Here is a 5,806-nt window from a genome sequence, read left to right as displayed (position 1 = left end):
CCAACCGCCGGTGTAGCGACCCCGCGGCCTGTCGACGGGGCTGGGGGCGGGGGCCCCCCGCGCCCGGGGGGCCACCGCGTGGCCGCTGCGGCGCAGCGGCTCTCGGAGTCAGGCCTTGGTGGCTTCCAGGTAGGCGGCCCAGATGTCCTGGATGTTGTCGGCCGAGCTGAGCTTGCCCTTGCCGGAGGCGAGCGCGTGCAGGTCGTGGGCGGACGCGTAGAAGGCGAAGCCGGACATGCCGAACCACACGTCGGCGTCCGGGGTGACGACCTTTCCGGTGGCCTTGAAGGCCGGGTTCTTGGTCAGCGCGTCAGGGGTGTAGAACTCGCCGCGCGGGATGACGATGAGCTCGGCGTCCTGCTCCGGCAGGTACTCCTTCGACAGCGGGACCGAGTACCCCTTCGCCTTCTTCTGCTGGAAGACGGGGCGGGTGAAGCCGGCCTCCGCGATCAGCGTGGAGATGGGCACGTGCGGCGGCATGGTGAAGTCGTTGGAGCCGAAGGAGTTGCCCAGCAGGGAGAGGGTGCGCTCGCCCTTCACCGCGTCCGCGGCGGTGCGCAACACGGTCTCGGCCGCGGTGATCTGGCGCTTGCCGGTCTCCTCCGCTCCGAAGAAGCCGGCGGTCCGTCGCACGATCTCGCGCCACTCGCCCTCGATGGGCAGGACGACGGTGGGGGCCAGCCGGCTGAGGCTCTTGTAGTTCTGCCCGGTGGCTCCGGCCACGCCGGTACCGACCAGCAGGTCGGGCGCGTCCTCGGTGAGCGCTTCCAGTTCGGGTGTCTTGCCGACCTCGATCTTGCGCAGTTCCACGCCGTTGGCGGTGAGGATCTCCTGGGCGCGCGGTTGTGCGCTGGCCAGGTAGACCGCGTCGGGCTTGATGCCGAAGGAGAGCAGGGTCAGTCCGGCGACCTCGTCGAGGGCGATGACGGCTTCCGGCTTGGTGGGCACCTTCACCGTGCCGAGGTCGTGGGTGATCTCGCGAAGGGCCGGGGCCGTCTTTCCCTCTGCGGCCTTGGCGGGCGCGGGGTCACCGTCGCCGCAGGCGGTCAGCAGGATCGGAAGGGCCAGCGCAACGGCGGCGAAGGCTCGGCGAGTTCTCATTCTGGGGTTCTTCGCTTTCCTAGTGGTGCGTTGCCGCAGAACGCGGCAAGAGGACTTCTGTGGTTGTCGGTGGTGCGGTCAGAGCCGGGCAGCGGCGGCGTTGCCGAGCATCCGGTTGACACGTGAGGCCGGTGGTCTGGGCAGCCGGGACAGCACCGCGATGAAGGTCTTGTTGCGCCGTCCACCTGCGTCCCGGTCTCCCGCAGGGCCTCGCTCAGCCCCTGGGAGGAGTCCGGGTCCACGCCTGGGAGGCGCCGTAGGCAGATCCCCTGCGCGGAATCAGGCCAGTGCTGGAGGACAGGTCGACCACGGCGCCGCCGCTCTCCTTGAGCGTGGTCCGTACGACGGCGTGGGCGAACTCCAGAGGCGCCGTCACCCGGTCGGCGGCGGCCCTAAGGCTGGCGAGGAGCACGGTGCGGTTCGCCCCGTGGCACGGGCGGGAGCGGGCCCTCGTGCCGGACCGGTGTGCCTCCCGCGCTCGCGACCGCACGGAAGCGTTCCCGCCCGTGCCCCGGGGACCCGCACCCGGCGGTGCCACCGGCGGCAGGGGACGGGCGGGGCCGGTTCATCGCTCCGGCCCCGGTTCGTACGTCGCACCGTCAGCCGTCCCCTTCCGCACAGCGGCTGAGCGGGATCACCAGCGGGCAACCGGTCTCTTCGTCGTGCCGGACCCGGGCGTGCAGCCCGAAGACCTCCGCCAGCATCTCCTCGGTGAGCACGTCCCGTGGCGCGCCCTGCGCGACGATGCGCCCCGCTTTCATCGCCACCAGGCGATCCGCGTAGCGGGCCGCCAGCGTCAAATCGTGCAGCACCAGCACCACGGTGCGCCCGATGTCCCGGTGCAGCGTCCGCACCAGGTCCAGAACCTCCACCTGGTGCGCCAGGTCCAGGTGGTTGGTGGGTTCGTCCAGCAGGAGCAGCTCGGTGTCCTGGGCGAGCGCCATGGCGATCCAGGCTCGTTGCCGCTGCCCGCCCGAGAGTTCGTCCAGGTCCCGCTCCGCCAGCTCGTAGGTGCCGGTGGCCCGCATCGCCCGGGCCACTACCGCCTCGTCCTCGCCGGTCCAGCGCCGGTACCAGCTCTGGTGGGGATGCCGGCCCCTGGCGACCAGGTCGGCGACGCTGATTCCTTCGGGCGCCACGGGGGACTGCGGCAACAGGCCGACCAGGTGCGCGACCTGACGGGTCGGCATCCGGTGTATCGGGGTGCCGTCCAGCAGCACTTCGCCGGCGCGTGGCTTCATCAGCCGCCCGAAGGCCCGGAGCAGAGTGGACTTGCCGCAGCCGTTGGGGCCGATGACCGCGGTGAACGAACCGTCGGGGATCTCCAGGTCGAGCCCCTCGATCACCGGGCGCTGCGCATAGCCCAAGGTGAGCCCCCGCGCGCGCAGCCGCACCGGAGCGGGAGACGCTCCGGCCGCTCCTTCCCCCGGTGACGCGGACCCCTCAGCCGCCTTGCCCAGCTTGATGGTCCCGGTCATGAGGTACGTGCCTTTCCGCTTCGGACGAGCAGGTAGAGCAGATAGGGCGCGCCGAGCGCGGCCGTGATGACCCCGACCGGCAGTTGCAGATCGCCGAAGGCGGTACGGCCCAGCACATCGGCCCACACCGTGACGGCTGCCCCCAGCAGGGCCGAGGCGAGCAGCGGCGGCGTACCGGTGCGGGCCAGCCGCAGGGCCAGCTGTGGCGCGGCCAACGCGACGAAGGCGACCGGCCCGGCCGCCGCGGTCGCGGTGGCGGTGAGGAGTACGGCGATGAGGAGCAGGGCCACCCGGGCTCCGGTCATGCGCACCCCGAGGCCCCGCGCGGTGTCCTCGTCGTAGGCGAGGGCCCCGAAGGTGAAGGAGAGCATCAGGGCGAGGGGCATCAGCACGGCCAGTACCAAGGAGGTGGTCCGGACGACGGACCAGCTGGCGCCCTGGTCGAGGCTGCCGTTGAGCCAGACCAGCGCCCGGCCGACGTCCACGATGTCGGCCTTGACCAGCAGCCAGGACAGCACGCTGCCGAGGACCGCGTTCACGCCGACGCCGACCAGCAGCACCCGGTAGCCGGAGATTCCCCGCCGCACGGCGAGCAGGTGGACGACCAGGGCGGCGACCAGAGCACCACCCACGGCAGCGGCGGGAACGCCGATGTCGGCCAGTAGGCCGCTGACACTGCCGTAGGAACCGCCCAGGACGATCACGGTGACGGCGCCGACCCCGGCTCCGCTGGTGATTCCGAGGATGTCGGGGCTGGCCAGCGGATTGCGCGCGATGCCTTGGACGATCGCTCCTGCGAGTCCGAGCGCGCCGCCCACCAGGACGCCGATCAGAGCGCGCGGCAGGCGCAGTTCGAAGATGACGAAGTCATGGTCCGGGGTGCCGCCACCCAGCAGCCGCAGGGCCACCTCCCAGGCGGAGAGGGAACTGTTGCCCCGGGCGGTGCTCACGGCGACGGCCGCGACGAGCACCGCGGCGGTCAACAGCGGCACCAGGACCTGCCGGGGGCGCCAGCCGACGGAGAACGGACCGGCGCGCAGCGTCCGGCGGCCGGGAACGGCCGGCCGGCCTCCGGGCCGGGGGCCGTTCTGCTCGGCGGCGGTCTCCGCGGGCGCCGAGGAACGCGGTCCGGGTGCCATGGGGAAGGTCATGGCCGCACCGGCTTCCGACGGCTCACCAGGTAGATGAAGACGGGGGCGCCGATCAGCGCGAGCATGATGCCGACCTGAAGCTCCCCGGGCCGGGCGACCAGACGGCCGAGGGTGTCGGCGAGAACCACCAGGGAGGCACCGAGGAGACCCGAGTAGACGAGAACCCAACGGTAGTCGGGCCCGGTGAAGTACCGCGCGATGTGGGTGGCGACCAGCCCGGCGAAGCCGATCGGCCCGCAGACGGCGACCGCGGTGCCGGTCAGCACGGTGATGGCCGCCATACCGACCGCCCGGGTGAGCCCCACCCGCAGGCCCAGCGACCGGGCCACGTCCTCCCCCAGTGACAGGGCGTTCAGCCCGCCGGCGTTGGCGGCGGCCAACACCAGACCCACCAGGACGAAGGGGAGCATCTGCACGACGAGTTCCACCGGGCGGCCGGAGACGGTGCCCACCGTCCAGAACCGGTAGACCTCCAGGGCCTGCCGGTCGATCAGCACCATGCCCGCGGTGAGTGCCGTGAAGAGGGCGTGTGCGGCAGCACCCGCCAGCGCCAGGGTGACAGGAGTGGCGCCGCCCCGAGCGAGCCGCCCCACCGCGTGGACCAGCAGGCTGGCCGCGGCGGCACCGAGGAACCCGAACCACACGTAGCCGTGGAGGCTGGAGATGCCCAACAGGAAGACGGCGGCGACCACACACATCCCGGCCCCCGCACTGATGCCCAGAACCACCGGATCGGCGATGGGGTTCCGGGTGTGTCCCTGCATCAGCGCACCGGCCACCCCCAACGCGGCACCGGCCACGAGCCCGAGCCAGGTGCGCGGCATGCGCAGGTCCCGGACGATGACGTCCGCCTCCAGGCCCTGCGGACTCCACAGGCCGTGCCAGACCTGGCCCGGGGTGAGCGGCTTGGACCCCAAGGCGATGGAGAGCAGTACGGCCAGCGCCGCCACTCCCAGCAGCACCAGAAGTCCGGCCCAGCGGCGGCGGGCGCCGACTCCTGTCAGCCGCTGCCGCGCCGGTCGGACCTCCGGGGGAACCCGGAGCACCGAGCGGGCTTCGATCACGATCTCCTCCACCGCACACAATGATCAACTTAGGCGAGCCTACCCTTACAGTTCCTGGTGTGGAAGGGCGGCCTCGCCTGACGCCGGAGGGGGACCGCGTCCGTGCGGGCCAAATGGGGTGTGTGGCGGAGCAGTTGCCTTCAGGGGGCTGGGCTGCTTTGGTTTCATGTTTTGTCTTTCGGTGGGACTCGGGCGGCTGGAGCGGTGGTGTTCGGGTGCGAGGGGCGTGGCCTGGTGGCGTGTTCGGTGAGACACGGCTCGTCCAGGGCCGGCAGGGTGCGATCGTCGCTGGTGCCTCGGACCTTCCCGCCGGTGATCGAGCCATGGGTGGGGGAGGTCGGGCCAGGCTCCAAGCGGAAGGCGGTATCCGGCCGCCGCGGTGCGGGGGCGCGCCGCTCCACGCGGCGGCCCTCCCGCGGCGGGGGTCACACGGCGGGGGTCACGCGGCGGACGGGGGCTCGACGGCCATGTTCTGTCCGGCCGCGATGTGCCAGCCGTCCACCTGTTCAACGATCACGTAGAGGGTCGCTCCCTGTGGACCGTGCACGGGGATGCCTGCGCCGTCGGTGGGCGTCTGTGCCACGTTCACCGCGATCACGCCGGGTGCTATCTCCAGCATCTTGAGCACGTCGTAGCGAGCGAAGGAATCCTGAAGGAAGCTCTTCATCGCCGGAGCGCTGAACTCGACGATCGCTTCCCTGCCGTCGAGCCGTGTGCCTCTCGCGTTGGTCCAGGAGGCGTGCTCGGTGAACTGCTCGCCCAGCGCGACGGGATCCTTCGCGTTGAATGCCGCCTCCAGGCCCTTCACCACGCCGGTGACTGCGGCCTGGGCCTCTGCCGAAATCGCCCCTACTACAAGAATGTCCCTCGTCATGGCGGTGCCCTTCTCCGTTGTGGACCACTGTGGTGGGGGGGGGGGGGGGGCGCCCCCCCGCAACAAACAACAAAAAAAAAAAGAAGAAAAAACACCCACAAAAAAAGACGAGGGGGATAAAAAAAAAAAAGAAAACAC

General features: G+C 71.0%; 6 protein-coding genes. All 6 read right to left on the bottom strand.

The window, feature by feature from the left end; translation table 11 throughout:
* Positions 1–108: 108 nt before the first annotated feature.
* The 6 genes from ACFWIA_RS34895 to ACFWIA_RS34870 all read right to left on the bottom strand — a co-directional run bounded on the left by ACFWIA_RS34895 (position 109) and on the right by ACFWIA_RS34870 (position 5,668).
* A complete protein-coding gene (locus ACFWIA_RS34895) occupies positions 109–1,101 on the bottom strand; it encodes an ABC transporter substrate-binding protein (RefSeq protein ID WP_387011297.1) in 993 nt (330 codons plus the stop codon).
* Positions 1,102–1,315: 214 nt separating this feature from the next.
* Positions 1,316–1,513, bottom strand: coding sequence for a hypothetical protein (locus ACFWIA_RS34890; RefSeq protein WP_387011296.1), 198 nt, complete (start codon positions 1,511–1,513; stop codon positions 1,316–1,318).
* 187 nt (positions 1,514–1,700) lie between these two features.
* Positions 1,701–2,579 carry an ABC transporter ATP-binding protein gene (locus ACFWIA_RS34885; RefSeq protein WP_387011295.1) on the bottom strand — a complete coding sequence of 293 codons (879 nt, stop codon included), beginning with the start codon at positions 2,577–2,579 and terminating at the stop codon, positions 1,701–1,703.
* The gene (locus ACFWIA_RS34880) at positions 2,576–3,730 is read right to left on the bottom strand and encodes a FecCD family ABC transporter permease (protein WP_387011294.1); all 1,155 of its coding nucleotides are present in this window, start codon (positions 3,728–3,730) and stop codon (positions 2,576–2,578) included. The genes ACFWIA_RS34885 and ACFWIA_RS34880 overlap by 4 nt, the downstream gene beginning before the upstream one ends.
* Positions 3,727–4,806, bottom strand: a complete 1,080-nt coding sequence (locus ACFWIA_RS34875; RefSeq protein ID WP_387011293.1) for a FecCD family ABC transporter permease — start codon at positions 4,804–4,806, stop codon at positions 3,727–3,729. Before ACFWIA_RS34875 ends, ACFWIA_RS34880 begins: the two co-directional genes overlap by 4 nt.
* 427 nt (positions 4,807–5,233) lie before the next feature.
* Positions 5,234–5,668 carry an SgcJ/EcaC family oxidoreductase gene (locus ACFWIA_RS34870; RefSeq protein WP_387011292.1) on the bottom strand — a complete coding sequence of 145 codons (435 nt, stop codon included), beginning with the start codon at positions 5,666–5,668 and terminating at the stop codon, positions 5,234–5,236.
* Positions 5,669–5,806 lie beyond the last annotated feature (138 nt).

It is taken from the genome of Streptomyces sp. NPDC127068, assembly GCF_042724695.1.
In the GTDB taxonomy this organism is placed as follows: Bacteria; Actinomycetota; Actinomycetes; order Streptomycetales; family Streptomycetaceae; genus Streptomyces.
Note: the sequence above shows the minus strand (reverse complement) of the source record. Positions and strands in the feature narration are given on the sequence as shown.